At 49.2% G+C, this 19,575-nt stretch carries 18 protein-coding genes; 7 read left to right on the top strand and 11 right to left on the bottom strand.

Translation table 11 applies throughout. From position 1 onward, the window contains the following. Positions 1-31: 31 nt before the first annotated feature. Entirely contained in the window at positions 32-709 is a 678-nt protein-coding gene (locus H6F86_RS18425; RefSeq protein WP_190450191.1) for a response regulator transcription factor, read from the bottom strand. Between the two features lie 181 nt (positions 710-890). Here H6F86_RS18425 and H6F86_RS18420 point away from each other — a divergent pair, with 181 nt between their 5' ends. Continuing rightward, positions 891-1,268: a hypothetical protein gene (locus H6F86_RS18420; protein ID WP_190450190.1), complete on the top strand. Its 378-nt coding sequence runs from the start codon at positions 891-893 to the stop codon at positions 1,266-1,268. 48 nt (positions 1,269-1,316) lie between these two features. Here H6F86_RS18420 and purT read toward each other — a convergent pair whose 3' ends face one another. Then, positions 1,317-2,534, bottom strand: a complete 1,218-nt coding sequence (gene purT, locus H6F86_RS18415) for a formate-dependent phosphoribosylglycinamide formyltransferase (protein WP_190450189.1) — start codon at positions 2,532-2,534, stop codon at positions 1,317-1,319. Between the two features lie 79 nt (positions 2,535-2,613). Beyond that, positions 2,614-3,336, bottom strand: coding sequence for a bacteriorhodopsin (locus tag H6F86_RS18410; RefSeq protein ID WP_190450188.1), 723 nt, complete (start codon positions 3,334-3,336; stop codon positions 2,614-2,616). Between the two features lie 180 nt (positions 3,337-3,516). Here H6F86_RS18410 and H6F86_RS18405 point away from each other — a divergent pair, with 180 nt between their 5' ends. The 6 genes from H6F86_RS18405 to H6F86_RS18385 all read left to right on the top strand — a co-directional run bounded on the left by H6F86_RS18405 (position 3,517) and on the right by H6F86_RS18385 (position 10,764). Then, positions 3,517-6,231, top strand: a complete 2,715-nt coding sequence (locus H6F86_RS18405) for a cation-transporting P-type ATPase (protein WP_190450187.1) — start codon at positions 3,517-3,519, stop codon at positions 6,229-6,231. Positions 6,232-6,305: 74 nt separating this feature from the next. Next, on the top strand, positions 6,306-6,836 hold the full coding sequence (locus H6F86_RS18400; RefSeq protein WP_190450186.1) for a hypothetical protein: 531 nt from the start codon (positions 6,306-6,308) through the stop codon (positions 6,834-6,836). A gap of 1,347 nt (positions 6,837-8,183) precedes the next feature. Then, positions 8,184-8,384, top strand: a complete 201-nt coding sequence (locus H6F86_RS31930) for a hypothetical protein (RefSeq protein WP_206756055.1) — start codon at positions 8,184-8,186, stop codon at positions 8,382-8,384. Then, positions 8,377-8,613 carry a hypothetical protein gene (locus H6F86_RS31640; protein WP_199305373.1) on the top strand — a complete coding sequence of 79 codons (237 nt, stop codon included), beginning with the start codon at positions 8,377-8,379 and terminating at the stop codon, positions 8,611-8,613. The genes H6F86_RS31930 and H6F86_RS31640 overlap by 8 nt, the downstream gene beginning before the upstream one ends. Before the next feature lie 355 nt (positions 8,614-8,968). Continuing rightward, positions 8,969-9,715 (top strand): hypothetical protein, encoded by a 747-nt coding sequence (locus tag H6F86_RS18390; RefSeq protein ID WP_190450185.1) that lies wholly within the window; start codon positions 8,969-8,971, stop codon positions 9,713-9,715. An 11-nt stretch (positions 9,716-9,726) separates the two neighbouring features. After that, entirely contained in the window at positions 9,727-10,764 is a 1,038-nt protein-coding gene (locus H6F86_RS18385; RefSeq protein ID WP_190450184.1) for a WD40 repeat domain-containing protein, read from the top strand. 1,050 nt (positions 10,765-11,814) lie between these two features. Here the strand turns inward: H6F86_RS18385 and H6F86_RS18375 are convergent. From H6F86_RS18375 to tnpA, 8 genes are all read right to left on the bottom strand, one after another. Continuing rightward, the gene (locus tag H6F86_RS18375) at positions 11,815-12,564 is read right to left on the bottom strand and encodes an ABC transporter permease (protein ID WP_190450182.1); all 750 of its coding nucleotides are present in this window, start codon (positions 12,562-12,564) and stop codon (positions 11,815-11,817) included. Beyond that, positions 12,548-13,465 carry an ABC transporter ATP-binding protein gene (locus tag H6F86_RS18370; protein WP_190450181.1) on the bottom strand — a complete coding sequence of 306 codons (918 nt, stop codon included), beginning with the start codon at positions 13,463-13,465 and terminating at the stop codon, positions 12,548-12,550. Before H6F86_RS18370 ends, H6F86_RS18375 begins: the two co-directional genes overlap by 17 nt. A 10-nt stretch (positions 13,466-13,475) precedes the next feature. Next, positions 13,476-14,138 carry a response regulator transcription factor gene (locus tag H6F86_RS18365; protein ID WP_190450180.1) on the bottom strand — a complete coding sequence of 221 codons (663 nt, stop codon included), beginning with the start codon at positions 14,136-14,138 and terminating at the stop codon, positions 13,476-13,478. A gap of 13 nt (positions 14,139-14,151) precedes the next feature. After that, entirely contained in the window at positions 14,152-15,333 is a 1,182-nt protein-coding gene (locus H6F86_RS18360; protein WP_190450179.1) for a sensor histidine kinase, read from the bottom strand. Between the two features lie 116 nt (positions 15,334-15,449). Beyond that, positions 15,450-16,079 carry a hypothetical protein gene (locus H6F86_RS18355; RefSeq protein WP_190450178.1) on the bottom strand — a complete coding sequence of 210 codons (630 nt, stop codon included), beginning with the start codon at positions 16,077-16,079 and terminating at the stop codon, positions 15,450-15,452. A gap of 518 nt (positions 16,080-16,597) precedes the next feature. Continuing rightward, positions 16,598-17,521 (bottom strand): class A beta-lactamase, subclass A2, encoded by a 924-nt coding sequence (gene bla / locus H6F86_RS18350; protein ID WP_242033589.1) that lies wholly within the window; start codon positions 17,519-17,521, stop codon positions 16,598-16,600. 168 nt (positions 17,522-17,689) lie between these two features. Beyond that, complete coding sequence (locus tag H6F86_RS18345; RefSeq protein WP_199305372.1) at positions 17,690-18,745, bottom strand: group II intron maturase-specific domain-containing protein; 1,056 nt, start codon at positions 18,743-18,745, stop codon at positions 17,690-17,692. Positions 18,746-18,822: 77 nt separating this feature from the next. After that, positions 18,823-19,242 carry an IS200/IS605 family transposase gene (gene tnpA / locus H6F86_RS18340; RefSeq protein WP_190450176.1) on the bottom strand — a complete coding sequence of 140 codons (420 nt, stop codon included), beginning with the start codon at positions 19,240-19,242 and terminating at the stop codon, positions 18,823-18,825. Between the last annotated feature and the right edge of the window lie 333 nt (positions 19,243-19,575).

The raw sequence follows: 19,575 nt of genomic DNA, 5'->3' as shown, positions 1-19,575 counted from the left end.
GCTGCGAATAGGATGGTGATTCCGATAAGGATTAATTTCCAGGAGAAGACAGTCGATACCCCATGCCATAAATACTCTCAACCCAATCACTGGCTTCTATAACCTGTAAGCGTTGACGGAGTTTACGCACTAAAACGGTCATCGCATTGCTGTCTGGCTCTGTCCCCCATTCCCATACGGCTTGCTCAATCTGATTGCGAGTCAAGATCTGTCGAGGATGGCGCATAAAGTGTTCTAGTAACTGAAACTCGCGGCTAGAAAGGGTGACAGTTTTACCCTGCCTTTCTACAGTGAGGGAATCAAGGTGGAGGTGCAAATCCTCTAAATTCAGCGTATCTCCGACCCACAGGGGCGATCGCCGCCTCAACGCCCGCACGCGTGCCATAAACTCGATTAAATCAATCGGTTTCACTAAGTAGTCATCGGCTCCCGCATCTAAACCCGTCACTTTTTCAAAAGTTGTATCTCTTGCCGTAATCATTAAAACGGGAGCCGTTTTCCCTAGGGTGCGATAATGCTGACAAAGATCCACCCCACTGACATGGGGCAGCATCCAGTCCAGAACCAAAAGATCATAATCCTGCTCAGATAAAAGCCACTGAGCCGTCTTTCCGTCTTTGACACCATCCACGCTATGCCCTGCTTCAGACAAAGCAATCTGGAGTGGCAGTAGTTGTTTTGGGTCGTCCTCGACTAGCAATATCTTCATCTTTCCACTCTGCCCTGTGAGCCAAGGTGCAGTTTCTGAGCATCAGCCTTCCGATGGCCTGCAGTTTTAGCATTAAGTTTTGAGAGAAGCTGTGTCATCTCCTGCAAGTTAGATTTTAAGTCGCAAGCGGTTGTATTACAGTCAGGGAGAATGCTAGGAGCCTTAGGAGCATCAATCAAGGGTGATCAAGCGCTGGTTACAGGTATCAGGTGCAGAATTTTGGTTGCCACTTCCATTGGTGGCAATGGTCTTCTGGCTTGGCTCCAGCCTTTTGACAGCACAGGAATTGCAGCAATCTCAGCCAACTGCAATGAAGCTTCAGGCAGACACTCAGCTTAAAGCAGTTGTGTCTGTGAATATACTGCTCATTAATGCCGTCATTAATCGCAGCCAGAGTATGACTCAGGTGAAGGTTGAAACAGCCGAATCAGTTTTGAAACGGATGGAATTAGAACTTCCCACAACGGACCCTAGTCAGATTGAAGCGGCGATCGCCAACGAGCTTCAGTTGTCGCGGCAAGAAGTACGACAGTTGGTTCGCTACGAGATTATCGAGTAGACAAGGGGGGAGGTTACCGGATTTCTATCTGCGCCATCTCACACTCATTTATCCTGCATCATCCACCAAAACTGTGACCGCCGCCGCGCTTGCTTTCGCTCGTTCTCTGGCCTGCTCTACAGTCTCGCCCAGAGCTAAAGCAACACCCATGCGGCGATGCCGATAGGCGCGAGTCTTGCCGAACAGACGCACTTTACTGGTCGGTATCTGCAACGCTTCGCTCATGCCGCTAAAGCGGGGATTGTCGCCCGCCGCATGGGCTAGAATCACAGCCGATGCCCCTGGTTGGCTCAGGGTAATCTCGCCAATGGGAAGCCCAGTGATGGCCCGCACATGCAACTCAAACTCAGACACATTCTGACTAATCAGAGTGACCATCCCTGTATCGTGGGGACGAGGACTCACTTCACTGAAGTAAACGGTTTGCTCAGTTTCGCTTGCTCCCTGAATAAAGAGTTCAACACCAAAGAGGCCCCAACCCCCAAGAGCCGTCGTAATCTTCTCAGCCATCTCTTGACACCGCTCTAGAGTCTGAGGATGCAGGGCACAGGGTTGCCAGGATTCTCGGTAGTCGCCACTCACCTGAAGATGACCAATAGGTGGGCAGAACTGAGTCCCCAAGGCCGAACGGACCGTCAATAAGGTAACCTCGGTGTCAAAAGGTATAAAGCCTTCGACAATCACCCGCCCGCCTTTGGTGCGTCCTCCGGCTTGAGCGTAATCCCAAGCGAGTTGTACGTCAGCCTCAGTGCGGACGGTACTCTGCCCTTTCCCGGAGGAACTCATGACGGGTTTAACCACACAAGGCAGACCCAGATCTGCAATCGCCTGCCGGTATTCAGTTTCCGTCTCAGCAAAGCGATAGGGCGAGGTTTTTAGACCTAGCTCCTCGGCAGCCAAGCGCCGAATCCCTTCCCGATTCATGGTGAGCTGAGTCGCCTTGGCGGTGGGAATGACTCGCCAGCCTTCCTGTTCCAACTCGACCAAGGTAGCTGTGGCGATCGCCTCGACTTCCGGCACAATCAGTCCTGGTTCTTCCTGCTCAACAAGCCGCCGCACCTGTGCTCCGTCCAGCATATTGATTACATGCGCTCGATGGGCTACCTGCATTGCCGGCGCATTCGCATAGGCATCGACGGCAATGACTTCTAACCCCAGACGCATGGCTTCAATGGCAACTTCTTTGCCCAGTTCGCCGGAGCCAAGCAAGAGAAGCCGTTGAGCAGCGGTGGTCAGGGACGTACCCCAGGGCGACAGATGGACCATGATGAAAAACTGAAGAAAGTTTGCTTTCCCTTCATTATCGGATGCAGGGGAAGGTAAGTTGACCTTCAGTTCAAGAGCATCAGTCCGCACTCCGAGCGGGGATGACCGTAGCACTCACTTTTGTGCGATGCAAACGACGCAGCCCATTTAAGTCCAGGTAACTAAACCCTACTTTAGAGAAGAAGGGAAGCACACAAAATAAAAGGGTTTCAGCTGTTTGGTTAATCCAGCCTAAACCGGACGGACTAATCAACCAGGCGATCGGGTAGCTAATCCAAAAGACGGTGAAATAGGTAGCGAGCCTTGTATAGAGAGTGGAAAGCTCCATCCCCTGACCCCGAGTTTTTGCCCGCAACGGCACCCAAATGCCCCAAAGAACTACAAGAAACGCAACGACACCGCAGAGGTACCAAACAAAGCGGGTTTCGTCAGTAGTTGATAAATCCGCGATCAGCCCACTCCCGATCACGATGACTTGAGTTCCCATGAGCGCAGCAATCAACGTCCAGTCTTTAGCAATCTGATGCATTGCTGTCCACGCTAACGATAGCAGGAGTAGGGGAGTGGTTAGGAACCAATCCATATAGCGGGCATAGTGCGTCATTTGTCCTGCTATCTCAACTTTCCCCTGCCCCATTGCCATTGCCAGGTATGCGAGTCCCGACCAAATGGGAATAAAGGTCGCAACTAAATACTCCTCTTTAGGCACCCCGCGTAGATTGCGGCTCAGAGCCATGAAATAAAGCGCCCCAATCGCCATTGCAATCACATAAAGCCAGTGAAATAGAGCTTGCAGATCCATAAGCTACCTCCGTTTCTTCTTAGTCTTAACTCACAAATGTGATCCAAAAATGAGCAGTAGAAATCTGGCGCTCACTTTTCACTCACTTTCGTAAAGGACGCTAGAGAAGTAGTGAAGTAGGCAACGCTGGCTTACAGCAGCGTTACCACTCTAGATAGTATGGGGTCGGGAGAAAACGAGATGGTAGTACTGGACAGCGTCAAATCAACGGAACAGCAATGGCATCACCTTTCCCAGGAGCAAGTTGTCCGTTTGCTCAAAACTGATCCTGAGCAGGGGCTATCTTCTACAGAAGCAGCAGAGCGACACGATCGCTTTGGTTCAAATCAGCTAACGGCTCAGAAAAAACAGAGTGCCTGGGTACGCTTTCTCCAGCAGTTCAATCAACCGTTGCTCTACATTCTGCTGGTTGCAGGCCTGGTCACGGCGTTTCTGAAAGAGTGGATCGATTCGGGTGTGATTTTTGGGGTGACGCTGCTCAATGCCATTATTGGCTTTGTGCAAGAAGCAAAGGCAGAGGATGCGATCGCCGCCTTATCAGAAGCGGTTACAACCGATGCCACCATTCGCCGCAACGGTCAAAAGCAAGTGGTTTCATCCCGCGAACTGGTTCCCGGCGATCTCGTCTTGTTGTCCTCTGGCGATAAAGTACCTGCGGATTTGCGGCTGCTTGAAATTCGCGACTTACAGGTAGATGAATCAGCCCTGACAGGAGAATCGGTTCCAGTCGAAAAAACCCTTCAGACCCTAGAAGCAGATGCTCCGCTGGCAGAACGCACCAACATGGTATACACGGGCAGCCTTGTCACCTTTGGGCAGGGGCGTGGAGTCGTTGTAGGCATTGGTGAAATGACCGAAACTGGACACCTCTCCCAACTAATGCAGCAGAGTACAGCCATAGAAACTCCCCTGACTCGTAAAATTGACAAATTCAGCAAGACTTTGCTGTACGTTGTATTGGGCTTGGCGACCTTCACCTTTGCTGTTGGCGTTGCGCAAGGGTTTTCCTGGATTGAGGTGTTCAAAGCGGCGGTGGCGCTGGCAGTCAGTGCGATTCCCGAAGGGCTGCCTGCCATTCTCACGGTGACATTGGCGATCGGCGTATCTCAGATGGCAAAGCACCATGCCATTATTCGTAAACTACCGGCGATCGAGACACTAGGCAGCACCACTGTAATTTGTTCCGACAAAACCGGAACCCTGACCCAGAATCAAATGACGGTTCAGGAAATTGACGCAGGCGGCAGGCGGTATCGGGTAAGCGGCGGCGGTTATGCACCCGATGGAGAAATCTCCCTGAATGGACATGCGATCGATCTGGCAAAGGCACCCGCCTTGTATGAATGCCTGCAAGCCGGATTGTTGTGCAACGACTCTCATCTAGAAGTGCAGGACGGAAATTGGATGGTGGTCGGTAGCCCCACAGAAGGAGCGCTGGTTGCTGCCGCCCACAAAGCTGGACTCAGTACGGATAAGCTGGAGCAGGCGCTGCCTCGACTCGACACCCTGCCGTTTGAATCTCAATTTCAATACATGGCGACACTACATCGCAGCCGCCCAGAACCATTGATTTATGTCAAAGGTTCGGCTGAAGCCATCCTCAAGCGCTGTCGTCAAAGGCTGGATGGAGATGGAGAGGCGATCGCTCTCAACCCAACGCAAATTGAGCAAACTGTAGAGAACATGGCAAAAAAAGGGTTGCGGGTTCTGGCACTTGCCCGGAAAGCGGTCCCTCATTCCCAAAGCTCGATCGAGCATGCTGATCTGGAGCAAGATTTAATCTTTCTGGGGCTGCAAGACATGATCGATCCGCCTCGTCCTGAAGCGATTCAAGCCATTGCATCCTGTAGAGCTGCGGGGATTCAGGTCAAGATGATCACGGGCGACCATGCCAAAACAGCCGCCGCGATCGCGCAACAGATGGGTCTGAATTCAACGAAGAATGCACCTGTTGTCACAGGTCAAGAACTTGCCCAACTCGATGAACAAGGATTAGCCAACGCCGTTGCCCAGAGCAATGTCTTTGCGCGAGTTGCACCTGAGCAAAAACTGCGGCTTGTAGAAGTCCTCCAAGCCCAAGGTGAAATTGTGGCAATGACCGGCGATGGAGTCAACGATGCGCCTGCCCTGAAGCAAGCCGACATCGGGATAGCAATGGGCATCACAGGCACCGAAGTCACCAAAGAAGCGGCAGATATGATTCTGACAGACGACAACTTCGCCTCGATCGAGAAAGCTGTCGAGGAAGGACGCACCGTTTATAAGAATCTGTTGCGGGCGATCGCCTTCATCCTGCCCGTGAACGGTGGCGAATCCATGACCATCTTGATTGCCGTCATGCTGGCAACTCCCCTACCTATTTTACCAATACAAATTCTCTGGCTGAATATGGTCAGTTCCGTTGCCTTGAGTCTACCGTTAGCCTTTGAGCCACCTTCACCAGACACAATGCAACAGCCGCCTCGTCCTGCGAATGAACCGCTGTTGTCGCGCAGGCTGATCACACGAATTTTAACGGTTTCATTGTTTAACTGGATTGTGATCTTTGGCACCTTTGAATGGATTATCCAAACGACTGGAAACGAAGCCCTGGCAAGAACAATGGCAATCCAGGCATTGGTTGCCGCAGAAGCCTTTTACCTGTTAAGCATTAGCCGCTTTGTTCCGGCGATCGCTGCGAAGCTACGCGGTAAAAATGAGCCATTCGGTTACGCAGCGGCGATCAGCATTGCAAGTGTTCTACTGTTTCAGTTCCTATTTAGCCAGTGGAGCATCATGAACCAGCTATTTGCCACTGAAGCATTAACTCTAACTCAAGGCTTTATCTGTGCCGGTATAGGGATACCTATGATTGCCTTAGCTGCGCTGCTAAAGCGTATTGCTCCGTTGAAATAAATGGCTTCAATCAGCTGCTCTTCTGATGGTGCTGACACCACAAAATTTATAGCGTTAACTATTCATCTTTTCTCATGACTCCTCCTAATCTCAAATATGCGATCGGCATCTTCTCCAATCGTCGAGGTGCAGAACAGGCAATAGCTGAGCTAAAAAACAAGGGTTTTCCCATGCACAAGCTTTCAGTAATTACCAAAGCTTCTGGTGATGACAATAGTTTCAATAGTCAAAGTGTAAAGCTGCCTTCAATGACAAGAGCAGAAGGTGCAAAAACAGGCGCGCTTACAGGAAGCATAGGCGTCGGTTCATTGTCCCTAATTGTTGGGCTCACCAGCCTGCTTATTCCTGGTGTTGGTCAGGTATTGGCGGTAGAAAGCCTTTTAACAACCTTTCTTGGCAGTGGCATTGCCGCAACTGCTGGTGGTCTCTATGGTGCGCTTCAAGGATGGCTGGTGCCAGAGGAACAGGCAAACAGTTACAACGAAAGCTTTAACCAGGGAGATTCTTTGCTCATCATAGAGGCAATGGAGGATGAACTTCTGTCTATTGAAACACTCCTTCATCGTCAAGGGATTCAATCGTGGCACATTTATGACGCTCCTTAAGGCTCACTTATTACTTGTCACAACTAACGGCTTTGTTGCATAAATAGAGGAAAGTCAGACACCCTAGTGAAGGGTTCTGTTGCCAAGCTTTTGATGTGGCAATGCACTGGTCTCGCTTGTATTGTCTTAAGCAATCATTCCAAAACTTTCGTTGATACATTCTGCTTAAGTGACACTGTTCCGTTGTTTGCTTTCCTTCACCTGTCCTTGGCAAATCATACTCTTTGCCCTATGCCCGAACAAAGTCCTTCTTGCCGTGTTGAATGATTAGCACTCAGCATCGGTCTCACAATGCGCTTCACGTTCCGATGGGATAGCGCTGGATACGTGTTAAACCTGCCAGCTGAGGGTCAAGCGCTCACTAAGCCAGCAGCCTCGCTGCCACCTCTACCCCCTCAGTGCTTCCAAGCCTATCATCATACAGGTTGGAACTCTTGATAGACTGTGTACTCTGCAGTGATTCATTGTCCACAGCCCCTTTTCTCCACTTTTAGGGTTTGAAACCTGCATACTGACGTTAGAGTCTTGGCAACAGTCTAGGACGACTCCAGTTTCAGTGCTTGGCTCAAAACAGGGCTAGTTTTGTTGGCTAGTTGCGGGTGGCAGCAACTCACCAGACGGACTAAGCAAGAGGTTCAAAAGGCCATGAGTGCTGCTTTATCAGTCTAACTAGCCAAAACTCAGGGTTCTTCAGCTGAAATCATGCTGTCGCCTCCTTGGAGTCTGGCAACGATGCGTGTCAAAGTGAGCCCTGGCATCAACATGAAGTTTAGTCGATCACTTCTACTAAGGTTCACTTGCTTCGTCTTTCGTTGCTGGACACGCAGCAGATCAATGCAAAAGGTGCGCTTGACTCAAAAGGCTTAAACACTAGGACAAGTAGCTTTTGGCGTGTCATTTAGTCCAAAAGCGGTCCAGCTCATCTAAATCTCGACCCTTCAGGGAAGCGTAGCTACAGCTCAAGGAGTAACAGCAATACCATCGCACGTTCAGCAGAATAATTTTTGGCAGACAGTAGCGCTACTGTAACAGAGATAAAATAGAGACATTATTGAATTGAAGTCAGAGAAAATAAAGCCTTCCGAATTTATCATCCTCGTAACAAAACCACTTTTTCTACAAAAACTGCTGAATTACAAATTGTGTCATAAAGCTGGAAACTTCAGGTTTAATGCTGAAGTCACGTCGGCTTGGGCTTCTAGAAAGACTGCTTCGACGGCAACAGACGGAGATTTTATCAATGGACAAAAATCCAAGTATTATTTCTCACATTTCATTGGCACAAATGACTTTAAACAGGCTGTTGCCTTCTACGACAAAGTACTACCTACACTAGGTTGTAAACAGATGATGGAACATCTTGGTGCAGCCGCTTACAGCAAGCAGTATCCAGGATTTTGGGTGCCAACACAGATTAATGGTCAGCCTGTATCGATGGGTAACGGAACGCACATTGGCTTTATTGCTCCCACAAAGGAACCCGTACATGCTTTTTATGAGGCAGCGTTAGCAGCTGGAGCCAGAGATGATGGTGCACGGGGTGAATAAAATTGAAGCTTCGTTCTGGGATCTGCAACTCATGCACAAACTCCAGATCGACACACCAGAAGCATGGGGTTCAAGCTTTATCGGTTGGTTAAAACTCAATTTCGATGCGATGGCTTTGACTGCGGTTCCTGCTCAGTTGTGCTCTGTGTTGATCGCAAATCTTCGAGTTCTAATGGATAGCTATGATGCCGCAAACAATCACACATGGCTTTGGAAAACTGCTTGGTAGCAGCGCCATTTTAGGAATCGCGATTGGGCTCATTCAACTGCCCGCTGTATCTGGGCGATCACCAAATTCAAGCAACGCTCCTTTAGATAATATCTACCACGAAAACGATCACTTACCAGATGATGCCGATGTTTTTCCGCGTATGGAAAAATCGCTGGGAAGGAGTGGGAACAAACGAACTGCCGCATTGCACCATGGGGTAGAGTTGTGACCCATTTTTCAGGAAATTCGTTTGTCCAAATCGATCGCCACCAAGTCGATCGCAAGCGTGAAGTTTGGTTTTATAACCGCAACAGCAACTGCTGAGTTCACGACAGCCGCATTGATTTGTTATGAGTTTTTTAAAGCAACTAAAATGACAATAAATTACAGCAAAACTCAATCGCTCCTCTTCCTTGGGGCAGGATGTTTAATGTTTGGTAGCACGATCGTGGGATGTGCAGCGACTCAGCAACAGCCCGAGGTCATAACGTCGCCTCTAGCCGCAATGTTAGCCTCTCCCGCACCATCTGTTAGCCCATCTGCACCCAGTATTTTGGGTATGCAGCAATGGGCAACGATCCGAAAGGGTGAATCTGCCCATGGACTGACCTTCAGTACCGATGGAAAACTGTTGGATCAGGAAAAACCGCTTTTGGCTGAAATTCCAGTCAGCTATGTCAGCGATGACAATGTCACCGATGCTCAACGCTTATTTGTTTCTGATCCCTCTCCATCAGGCCGATTTAATGTTGTGAAAGCCTGTGAAAGCACGACCGAGGCATCGGGATTGTGTTGGGCTGTGTTTTTGGTCGATCGCCAAGCCAAAACGGCAGTGAAAATCAGCATCGCCAAATATGGTGGGCAAAACTGGGTGCAGTGGTCAGGCGATGAGCGCTATGCCGTCTTTACAGAATCGATGGAAGGTGTGTCTTGGTTCATAGTGCTTGATTTGCAGACCCGAGAGGCCAAGATGTTCGAGCAAACGTCTGCCGTGGCTGATTTGAGCAGCTTTAGATGGTTAGACAATCGCACCTTCCAAGTCGACGCCTCCTGTGGCGATCGCTCTAACTGTACAGCACCGCCGTTTCGTAAAGACATTACTGCACTCTTTACCAAGTAACTAAGTTTCCAATGGTTCGTAAATTCTTTGCTTATCCAATGACGCTCGCAGCCTTGCTCAGCCTCATCTTTACCTCCACTGCCGTTGCTCAAACTTCATCACAGTCTCCCTGCCCGCAGTTCGACTATCCACAGCCTACCAACTTTAGACCGAGGCTAGTGCAAGAATTGACTGGGCACACCAGCTTTGTGTACTCCCTCACTTTTAGCTGCGATGGGCAAACGCTAATTTCAACCAGCGGCACGGTCGATAAATCAGTGAGATTATGGGACTGGCGATCGGGTAAGCAACAACTCAGCTTCACTGCTAGCAATCCCAATGACTGGTTTGCCTCGGCATTCCTCTCACCCAATGGTCAAACACTGGTGACAGCTGACTCTAAGGGTGAAATTCAGCTTCGAGAGCCTCAAACCGGTGCAGTGCGATCGCTCTTTCCCGCTCGCACTCGTGGGGTCGGCATTATCGCGCTTACCCGCGATGGACAAACGCTGGTGGATGCCACAGGAAGGGGCGGCGACTTCAGTATCACTTTATGGAACTTCACCACCCGGCAACAGCAACAACGGCTTTCTGGCAGTTGGGCAGATATGTGGACGATTACGCCTGACGGCTACACCTTAGCAGCTGCCAGCAATAGCGGCACTGCCAGGGTTTGGAATCTTCGCAATGGGCAGCTTGTCAGCACCTTACCCATTAGTTCTACCGTCGGAGCAATGGCGATCGCGCTTACGCCGAATGCCGAATCACTCATTGTTACTTACACTGACGGCTCCATCAAACAATGGAATGCTAGAACTGGAAGGTTCAACCGCCTGCTCTTTCGTGGTATTCAGCCTAAGTCGCTCGCGATGAGCCCTGATGGTCGCACCTTGGCGCTCGGCTACTACAACCACGTCCGCCTGTGGGACCTCAACACCAATCGCTTGCTCCATAACCTGCCTGCCAATGCCTCCGGTCCTCAACTCTTACGCTTTAGCCCCGACGGTCGCTTTTTTCTCAACACCGATGAAGAGGGGAACGTGATTCGTGTCTGGCAGCTTACCCCCTAGCGTAGCGTCTTGATCGCCAGTGGTTTCACTAGGCAGTCCGGAGCCGCAGCGCCTCTCAAGATGACGCAAGCCACACCCAGTTCCTCTGCTCTTAACTGTTTGTAGTCCGGCATAGGGAAGCAACAACAAACTCTACTTCTCCACCATTACATCTTGAGTACTACCAGAACTTTATATTCTAAAGGTCAATAATCACAACGATGAATTACTGAAGTTTGAAAAAACAGGGTAAACGTCGATAGTAAAAATTATTACTCCAGTGATAAACCATACTGGTTACAAGTGAATTGGATGTTCTGTTAAGGTAGCAAAGAAAGATCCCAAAGACTGACAATGAAAATAACAGCACTAAAAGAGAGCTAAAGGAGGGAAAGCTACCGGAAAAAAGCCATCCTACCAAATGGATTGTAAAAAACAAGAGGCTAGAAACAATAGTCGCTTTAAGGTAACCTATACGAGTCTTGAATTGCTCAAGCAGGAACCCTCTAAAGACAATTTCCTCAGTCATTGGTGCAGGCAACGATGAACTGAATAGTAAAGGTAAGTTATTGCAATAGAGAGGGTCTGGCTTCTTTCCTATAGTTATAAGCGCGATGAGGGGGATGAGTAAGCTAAAAATAATTCCCCACTTTATGCCCTTACCTAGATTAGTTGTTAGCCGAAGATAGGATAAGGGATTTTGATGTTCAATATAGTAGATATAGGCAAAGATAGGCGGTAACCAGACAACAAATTGTACGATGAACCACCAAAGTGCAGAGAGCTTTTCGTTATTAAGAGCGGGAAACAAACTTGTTTTAAAGAAAATAAAGACCAACCAGGCACCGACCCAACTAAGATGCAGGAATACAATATACAAAACTAGGGGAAGCCAACTACCCAAAGGCTGCTGTCTCTGCATTGTTTTTCAATTGGCAACCAAATAAACAAGCTTTTTCACTTTACGGTTCTCATCCAGTTGGAGGATAGTGGGTATCTCTCTTATATAGCAGTAGATGATTGCTTACAAGCGACTGTTATGGCTCTGATGACGTTTTTTTTCAAAAGCCTTTAAACCAACTTGCGTGACGCCAGCCAGAAGGTTAAGAAGGAGAACCCTGTGAGTGCAACACAGTCAACGATAATGCGTTGCGTCATTGGTTGTAACAAGGTTTGTCGCAAGGCTGATGCTGCATGGGTTGCAGGACTACAATAGCCCACTATTTGCACAAGCTCTGGTAAGCGGCTGGCTGGTAACAAAACTGGACCAATGAACAGTGCCAGCAGCGTTACCAAGAGCGTTAACCCGCCTCCCACTTCTGGGCTCGGAGCCTTTGTCCCGATTACTGCTCCAATGCCAGCTAGCGGCAAAACACACAGCGGCATGACTAGCAAAAGCAACGGGTGAAGTATGAATGGCAGATGCAAAAACCAGGCGCCAAAGATAATGGTTACTAATAAGGCCGGAAACGACAGCACGAAGAACGCCAGAACAACAGCAATGATCAGCAGCGAACGACGAATGGGTAACGTGGCGTAATAGTCTAAGGCGCCGGAGAAAGGCATGTAGGCAAACCGGGACGACACATTTCCCAAATTGCCAAACATAAGGGACATCACTAAGCTACCAGAGAGGATAGCGTTGAGTGATTCAGCATCATGCCTAGAGGCAAAGCTGCCTAAAGCAATGATACTTAACACCGGGCTAATCGTCGCCGTGATTACCATCACCTGCCACGACCAGCGCCAATTGCTCAACTCCATGCACAGCAGATCAAATAGTTGTAGAAGCAGTGGCAGGGGTTTACGGTTGGGTTGCATAGTGCAGATACAGGTCTTCTAGCGTGGCAGAGTAAAGGCGAAAATCATCAATCTGAGTGAGGTCGAGGCGATTGAGTGTTGACTCGATCTGATGCCACTCTAGGAAAACGCGCCAGTGTCCCGGAGAGCAGTGATCGCAGTTAAGTTCTGCGGGTAAGACCGGCGGCTTTTCAGGCTCAAAGAAGAGCTCCAAGCGCAACATTCGATCCACCTGTCGCTTCAGGTCGCTAGGACGACCGATCGCCACTAGCTTCCCAGCCCGCAAAATGCCGACCCGTTGAATTGCTTTTTCTGCCTCGATCGCGTCGTGAGTAATCAAAATAATCGTAGTTCCTTGTTCCTGGTTCAATTGGCGCAAATTATCCCACACGAGTCTGCGACGCTGAGGATCGAGGTCATTCGTCGGCTCATCCAAAATCAGGACTGGCGGCGAACCTGCTATGGCCACTGCTAAGCGCAGTAACCGCAGTTGCCCACCCGAAAGCCGAGCCACAGGTTGATCGCGCCAATCGACCATTTGCCATTGCTGGAGTAAGCGATCGCATTCCTGACGGGCCCCACGCCGACTCATGCCGCGTAAATGTGCGGTGAAATAAAGGCTCTCTGCGATCGTCAGGTTTTTCACTGCACCGCTTTCCTGGGGCATATAGCCCACATTCATCTGTACAACGTGAGGAATGGTAGTGATATTTTTGCCCCAAAACTCGATTTGACCAGCACTACTCGTCAACAAATTCACCATCTGCCGCACAAGCGTACTCTTACCGGCGCCGTTATCCCCCAAGATGCCAAAAATTTCGCCTTGACAGATTTGCAGGCTGATGTGGTCATTCACAGGTCTGGATTGCCCCGGATAAACCTTAACAAGCTCTTGAATGTTATAAATTACAGAAGAATCCATAAGGCTCTGCTTAAGCTTCGGTTCCACGACAATGGTGCTTTTTGCTGCCATGACGCTGTGCCCATAAAGCAGCTTGTGTACGATCACGCAGCCCTAGCCGATTCAGGATACGGGTCACATGGTTTTTCACAGTGCCTTCCGTTAGATGAAGCGCTTGGGCAATTTCTCGATTGTTTTTCCCCTGGGCAATGAGGGCTAAAACCTCCTGTTCCCGCTCACTGAAGTTGGGTTGCTCACTCTGCTTCACGGCTGGAACGGCATTGAGTTGGGCAAAGACTTTGGGTGCAATTGTGGGTCCTAACTGACTGTAGCCCTGATAGAGATTGCGAATGGAAGCCGCCACCTGAACCGAAGGTGTACTTTTGAGCAGATAGCCTAACGCCCCGACCTGAAGCGATCGCAAGATATACTCATCCTCATCGAACGTGGTCAACACCAGAATTCGCATCCAGGGGTAGCGTTGATGAATTGCATGGGTAGCTTCTACGCCATCGCAGAGGGGCATTCGTACATCCATAAGAATCACATCCGGCTGCAGTTGAACCGCAAGGGAAAGCGCTGCTTGTCCGTCGCATGCCTGTCCTACAACCTCTAGGTCGGTTTCTAGGGCTAGTAAGGAAGCTAACCCCTGGCGAAAAAGCGGTTGGTCATCAACGAGCAGGAGGCGAATCATAAGCGTTTGGCTTCTATCTTGGAATGGTGATGTGAATGACAGTGCCTTGACTCGGAGCCGTGTGAAGCTCGATTTGTCCACCTAAGAGTTGCACCCGTTCTTGCATGCCCCGCAGCCCAAAGCCAGTATGGGGTTGGCTAAGGTCAAAGCCTTTGCCATCATCCATTAACTCCAGGACGACTTCACGGTCGCTAAACTGCGCTCTCACCTCAACTAAGGTCGCATCGGCATGCTTCTGAATATTGGTTAATCCTTCTTGCACAATGCAATACAATTGATGGCTGGTCTGTAAGGGTAAAGACGGCAGTTGCATATCCAGTCGCACTTGAAATGATTGATGCTGTTTGACCTGTGCAACCAATGTCACTAAAGCTTGCTGCAAGTCAAAGGGCGAACGATGTAAAGTTTGTAGTGACCGTCGTACGTCTTGAAGGCACTCACCTGACAGTAATTTTGCTAGATCGAGGGCTTGTAAAGCTTGATTAGGATCGTGTTCGCGTAATTTTTGGGCTACCTCTAATTGAATCTGTAAGGCTGTCAGGCTATGACCGAGAGAATCATGAATATCACGAGCAATCCGGTTACGTTCTAGCGTTGCAGCTAACTGTTCTACTTCCTGAGTTAACGCCTCAGCTTGTAAACGGCTTTTGCGTTCCGCAATGAGTAAATAGCCTACGACTATGGCAAAGGAACTGGCACCCAGATAAAATGTGAAATGGTAGAACATTAACTTGGAGGGCGCAAAATAGCCTGTTGCCCCCTGTTCTGTAATCATTGCTAACGTGCGTTCAATCCGCCCTGGTAAGCTCCAAGTTAAGCCTGCAAGGTAGCCAACTCCTAACAAGAAGGTCGCTGCAGCTACCTCTTTTAGGGGCAACAGCAGACAACTTTTTGCAATCGTCCAATACATCAGCAAATCAAACCGGAAATTAAACGCTGCCGCAATCACGAAAACTGCCATACAGGAAAAAACATACTTGCGGCGTGCGTCAAGGGATTGCTCCATTGGAGTGATTAAGCTGAGCAAAAAAAAGACGCCGTGAAAGCCCGCGAGTTGTGCTTGAATTTGGCGATCGAAAGCATCGTAATAAGTACTTAGAATTGCCAGCAGTGCACTCACAGCAAGCAATACCCAATCGACATAACAGAGGTTGCGCCGCAGTAACGGAAAGGGTTGAGGCAGCAGCAGTTTCATCTCTGATTCGGTTATCTCGTGGCCGGTGCATGTAGCATTCTTTATTCTGCCTGATCAGGTGCGGTCAGCGATCGCCTCAACCCATGACTTTAGTCATGGGTTGGCATGACCTTTGCTCAATAAGGCAAACTTGGCTGTTGAGGAAAAGGTCGAGTCACTGGAGTACCCCCAGTGACATTGGGTTGACCTGGAATCAATACATTAGCTCCTTGCTCCAGTCCACCAAGTGGTGGTTCTACAACGGTAGAGGCAGCAATTTGAATGAGTTCCTGCTGAGAAATACTATGACGATCCGTGCCCAGGACAAAGCCAAACCCATCTTGTTGCCATAGCACATAGTGGTCTGCATCTTTAGCTTTGCCCAAAGCTAAGTAATAGCCCTGGATGCCATTGGGTAAACTAACCGGAGTGCCCTTTTCTAACTGACGCGACCACGGAGAAAACCCTTCCTGTGTAAACACGGCAATGCCACCAACTGAACATTGCGGTTGCTTACAGTTCGCTTCAGGAGAAAGATAGACTTGCAACCCCTTTGCATTAGCTTGAACAAAGGGATGCAATGCTAATGCCTCGTGAGGGAGGTAAGCTGGCAATCGCATTTTCAATCCATTCGGTAATTGCCGTTGAATGTCGTCAACAATAGGTTTGAAAAGTGATGCAGGCTCTGCTTGAGCAGAAATTGCATTGACTGTAACCCACAAGAATGATAGAAAACTCATTCTGTAAAACCAGTTTAGGTCTTTCATTGCTTTAATCCTCAATCACTACAATAAACAGCAGTATAAGGAGCTAGAAAGCAATGTCGTTCAGACGCAAGTCATTGATTCGAGATGACAAAAGTCATGTTCTATAACTGATACTCTAGGCCAATTCAAGCAACGAAATTGCCGTAATCACGCAGGTTTTGGTAGTTGGGATTGAATTGAAGTTGGCGACAAATCCAACTTGAGGTAAAAATAGTGAGCGTGCCGTGAGCCGTCAAGTTTTGAAACTACTTCTCGATAGTCCTAAACAAGTAAGGATAGAAGAACGGCTGATATTGATGTTTAAGTTTTCCGGTCTTGCAATCATGCTAGCTTGTACCATTTGTGCCTCAAAACATACTGTCAAGCATGGCAGAATCCACAACGGCAAACAGAACTAGCGGTGTCAGGCTTGCGGCAGGCAACTTGTACGAGACCCGCAGAACAAAGCGGATTGTTAGAAAGCAACAGCGACTTTAGATCATCTCACATTCTTGACTAATTGAAGTACTGTCCTGCACCTATTTACTCCATTCATCCCATGCTGCTTGCGCAACCTTTGCTATGACTCCTTCGCGTATTGTCTCGTTAGCCATCGAATCTGAAACAAAAACTGCGATCGCTAAATGTCGCCCATTCGGCAACGTCATCAGTCCAACATCATTGGTTGCCGCCGTCACTCCATTTACAGTAGATGAAGTACCCGTTTTGTGTGCCACCACCGTCCCATCAGGCAACAGTCCTTTAAGGCGCTTTGGACCTGTAGTTGTCTCGGTCATCAATTGCAGCAATAAGGCTTGACTAACTTTTGAAAGCCCTTTTCCCTCATGAAAAGCGCGTAACAAAACGACGGTAGCAGCAGGTGTCGCATAGTTACGATACTTCACTGCTGCGTCTTGTGCTAGCTCCTTTTCCGTGTTAGCGACAACAATATCGTTAACGCCAAGACGACGCAAATACTCCGTGACCATCCTTGGCTCACCGACGAGTCGTAACAGCACATTACAAGACGTACCATCACTTTCAGAAACCATGTACTTCAGGAGCTCAGCTAGACTGAATGCCCTTCCCTGCGCTTTCTTGTCGAGAATTCGGCTACCCTGGAGGACATCGCTGACCTCAACACGAATTTTCTGATCCAGCTTCAGTTTTCCTTGGTCTACTTGAGCCAGAACAGCCATTGCAATGGGAAACTTATAAACACTCTGCATTGGAAATTGCTGCTCTCCATTTAGAGTCACTGACTCCCCAGTTTCTAGTACTGTGGCTGTAACCCCAACCCGCCCTTGAGCAGCCTGAGCGATTTGTTCAATGCGAGCGCGTAATTCGTTTTCGTTATTAGTAGTAAAAGCTACAATCTCTTGCGGTGCACCTGTTTGGCTGTCTCGCTTGTCGGCTCTGTTGCTGAAGTTGCTACTCGTACAACCAACAGCCAGTAAAGACAAACAGAATACGCAAAGTGACACATTTTTAGTTGTTGCTTGAATCATAAAATCCGAATTGGGACTGTGAGCAGCCTAGAGCTACACTTGGGAACTGTCAGATTTCGAACTTCAAGGAAATTTACTAGAGGTTGAGTTAAACTCAGCGGAGCAGTCACCCACTCCGCTGGTCTACAGAACCGTGCTTGAGACGTTAACCTCACACGGCTCCTCAACAACTGGGTGCTTGTCATGCATACCTGAATGAACTTGGTCGTGGCAATGCTGATGCATCAACGTCAGATTATCCCACTTGTGGTTTTGGTGATGCTTGTCCAGATGGTGGACTTCCAACAGGTCTTCTGACTTGAAGTACGATTCACAGTAAGAGCATTTGCCGCCTTGGCGCTTCAACAGTTTGGCAATCTGAGCCGGTAGCTCTGGATGTTGACCCATCCGAGAGGCCCAGTAACTCCAGTCCCCATCGAAGGGACTGCGACTGCCTTGGACTTTGACATGCCGCACAATCGGGGTTTCAACGTGAGTGCAGAGACGCAGCCGTTTATCCCCCTGCTTGGCAGCAAAGACCCATCCCCCTCCCTGATTGACTAGCCAGTAGCGACTGGCTCGCCAATAGCCGCTCTTGTTGGGATGGCGACGATGTGCCCAAGCACGCAGCTTTTGATAGAGCAAGTAATCGAGCTTTGAGTAAGCTGCCTTACTGCACTGGGCAGAGTAGTAGCGTGACCACCCCCGGACGATTGGGTTGAGATGGTTAATCAAAGCAACTTGTGGGGCTGCTTTGTGGCTTCTAATCACGCCCAGCGCTTGCAGGGCGTGTCTCTGCATCGCTGCTTTACTGGGCTGGATAATCGTCTTGTAGCCTTTCATTGACCGCCCGGATTTGTATTTGCTCATTCGGTATTGCCGAATGGCAAAACCCAGGAAGTCAAACCCGACCTGCCCATCGACTGCACTGAGCGTGTGACAAAGGCGGGTCTTACTCGGTTTGAATGCCAGTCCCATTTTCTGCAACCACTTGGAGAGTAACCGCTGGGCTTGTTCGATGCCTTTGCGTTCCGGGTGAATGACCACCAGGTCGTCGGCATAACGAACAACCTGTGCCCCTTTGCAATAGCGAGCCAGGTAGCTTTCCATGCCATGCAAAGCGGCATTCGCTAGTAGAGGCGAGAGGCTTCCGCCTTGTGGCACGCCTTCTGGCGTTTCACTGTACTGGAAGTCAGACACCCCCAGCAAAGCTGGTGGCTTGATGAATGTGACCGCCCCAAGGGCGGGTGTCCTCGCTGAAGGTGTCTGTGAGTCAATTAGAAACGTCCACTTTGGTCAAACGCTGTCTGCTCTCGGATGTCACGACGCACAACCGCCTCTTCAAAGCCAACGGTTGAGACGGCATAGCCCCGTGCCCAAAAATTCTCCCCCTCAAAATTGTGTTGCTTGCCTTTGAAGCGGCGGGCAATCGCAAGGGCACTTTTCCCTTTGAGAAACCCAATCACTGACGACACCGCATATTTGGGAGGAATCTCAATGCACATATGCACATGATCCGGCAGCAAATGTCCTTCGATGATCTGGCATTCTTTTTGACGCGCTAATTCATGAAACACCGGTCCTAAATACTGCCGTAGCTCCAAAAACATGGTCTTACGACGATACTTCGGCACGAAAATGACGTGGTACCTACAATCCCATTTGCTGTGAGAAAGGCTCTGATACAATTCCGACATGTGTTTTTTCCTCCTACGGTTCGGTGCAAGCCACCGTGGGAGTTACTTTACATACGCTCTGGAACGCCAGAAACGCTAAAAGCTGTTCAAGTCGCACTGGTAGAACCAGTGGCTTACCTTCTAAGCTAAAGACAAGTTACGTGATGCCACTAATTTGCGCGAAGCCATGGAAGCCGTACTTAGGCAGGCTGCGTCCTAACTTCTATGGCGACAGCTATACCCCTCTTCCATCACTCTAGGTAGAGGAAAAGCACTGAGGAGCAGCACGAGGAAGCCAGCCTGGAAACTGATTGATGTAGTTAATCAAGCTGACAAAGCCATGTCGTAAATCAG

It is taken from the genome of Phormidium sp. FACHB-592, from assembly GCF_014695795.1.
Lineage (GTDB): Bacteria > Cyanobacteriota > Cyanobacteriia > Leptolyngbyales > Leptolyngbyaceae > Stenomitos.
This window is presented reverse-complemented; position numbering and strand designations above follow the sequence as displayed.

What these genes read in the sequence shown, in the direction of transcription:
- H6F86_RS18360 (WP_190450179.1), bottom strand. Translation starts at nt 15,333, where the DNA reads ATGAAACTGCTGCTGCCTCAACCCTTTCCGTTACTGCGGCGCAACCTC.
- H6F86_RS18400 (WP_190450186.1), top strand. Translation starts at nt 6,306, where the DNA reads ATGACTCCTCCTAATCTCAAATATGCGATCGGCATCTTCTCCAATCGT.
- H6F86_RS18375 (WP_190450182.1), bottom strand. Translation starts at nt 12,564, where the DNA reads ATGCAACCCAACCGTAAACCCCTGCCACTGCTTCTACAACTATTTGAT.
- H6F86_RS18405 (WP_190450187.1), top strand. Translation starts at nt 3,517, where the DNA reads ATGGTAGTACTGGACAGCGTCAAATCAACGGAACAGCAATGGCATCAC.
- H6F86_RS31930 (WP_206756055.1), top strand. Translation starts at nt 8,184, where the DNA reads ATGATGGAACATCTTGGTGCAGCCGCTTACAGCAAGCAGTATCCAGGA.
- H6F86_RS18365 (WP_190450180.1), bottom strand. Translation starts at nt 14,138, where the DNA reads ATGATTCGCCTCCTGCTCGTTGATGACCAACCGCTTTTTCGCCAGGGG.
- H6F86_RS18390 (WP_190450185.1), top strand. Translation starts at nt 8,969, where the DNA reads ATGACAATAAATTACAGCAAAACTCAATCGCTCCTCTTCCTTGGGGCA.
- H6F86_RS18425 (WP_190450191.1), bottom strand. Translation starts at nt 709, where the DNA reads ATGAAGATATTGCTAGTCGAGGACGACCCAAAACAACTACTGCCACTC.
- purT (WP_190450189.1), bottom strand. Translation starts at nt 2,534, where the DNA reads ATGGTCCATCTGTCGCCCTGGGGTACGTCCCTGACCACCGCTGCTCAA.
- H6F86_RS18385 (WP_190450184.1), top strand. Translation starts at nt 9,727, where the DNA reads ATGGTTCGTAAATTCTTTGCTTATCCAATGACGCTCGCAGCCTTGCTC.
- H6F86_RS18355 (WP_190450178.1), bottom strand. Translation starts at nt 16,079, where the DNA reads ATGAAAGACCTAAACTGGTTTTACAGAATGAGTTTTCTATCATTCTTG.
- H6F86_RS18410 (WP_190450188.1), bottom strand. Translation starts at nt 3,336, where the DNA reads ATGGATCTGCAAGCTCTATTTCACTGGCTTTATGTGATTGCAATGGCG.
- tnpA (WP_190450176.1), bottom strand. Translation starts at nt 19,242, where the DNA reads ATGTCGGAATTGTATCAGAGCCTTTCTCACAGCAAATGGGATTGTAGG.
- H6F86_RS18370 (WP_190450181.1), bottom strand. Translation starts at nt 13,465, where the DNA reads ATGGATTCTTCTGTAATTTATAACATTCAAGAGCTTGTTAAGGTTTAT.